This is a genomic window from Dietzia sp. DQ11-44, assembly GCF_014145205.1.
Classification (GTDB): domain Bacteria; phylum Actinomycetota; class Actinomycetes; order Mycobacteriales; family Mycobacteriaceae; genus Dietzia; species Dietzia natronolimnaea.
In genome coordinates this window covers 1-1,047 of sequence record NZ_JAALEC010000619.1, presented here as the reverse complement: position 1 = coordinate 1,047, position 1,047 = coordinate 1, and the positions used below count along the sequence as shown (strand labels likewise).

Sequence of the window (1,047 nt, the reverse complement as noted above, 5' to 3'; positions counted from 1 at the left end):
GGCGGGCGACGACGAGGTCGTCGAGACCCAGGACGGTGCGGAGGCCGACGACTCCGAGGTCCAGTTCCCGGTCACCTGCTTCATCGACAACGACATCCCGCTCTACTCGCAGCGCCGGGTCCAGGCGGTCGAGCCGTCGGACGCCGAGGTGATCACGTTCCAGGCCGCGCAGTCGCTGCTCCGCGAGGACAAGACCGGGTCGGACGGGGTCGAGGGCCTGGTCAACGCCTCGATCGACCGCGTCACCGTGGACCGCGTGACCGCCGAGCCGATCGACGAGGCCGTGAGCACCCTGCAGTTGGTCGCGACCGGGGCCGAGGACTCCGCCCCCACCGGGTTCGTCCGCAACGGCCTGCAGTACAAGTTCCCGTTCGACACCGAGCAGCGGGACTACGACTACTTCGACGCCAGCACCTTCACCACCAACCCGATCTCCTTCGTCGGTGAGACCACCGTCGGCGGCATCGACGCGTACGAGTTCCGCCAGGAGCTCGGCCCGATCGACATGTGGTCCTCGATCCGCGACCACTTCGCCTCGATCACCGACGGGTACGACCCCGCCGTGGAGGCCGTGCTGGCCAGCTACCGGCGCGAGGGCATGACCGCGGGCCAGTGGGGCCTCGAGGGTGACCCGGAGCGCGAGGTCGACATGCGTCGCTACTACACCAACACCCGCACGGTGTACGTCAACCCGGAGACCGGCCAGGTGATCAACGGCAACGAGAACATCTACCAGTTCTTCGCCGAGGACCAGGACGAGGCCGAGGCCTTCTTCAACGACGCGGCGGGCATGGAGGAGGAGAAGGCCGAGCCCACCCGGACGGCCGTCCGATTCGAGTCCGGCTGGAACGAGGAGACCAAGGAGATCACGCAGTCCGCCGCCCAGGAGACCGCCGACACGCTCAACACGTTCGGTCGCATCCTGCCGGCCGTGCTCGGTGTGCTGGGCGTGCTGGCGCTGCTCGGTGGCATCCTCCTGGGTGCCCGCAGCGGTGCCGGCGGGCGCACCACCCGGGGCACGCGCGACACCCGCGGTGTGCGCGGGGA

General features: G+C 69.4%; 1 protein-coding gene. It reads left to right on the top strand.

Features of this window, described 5'->3' with window-relative positions; all coding sequences use genetic code 11:
- Positions 1 to 1,047, top strand: a 1,047-nt coding sequence (locus G6018_RS14405; RefSeq protein WP_182639988.1) for a DUF3068 domain-containing protein, incomplete at both ends; no start/stop codon positions are given.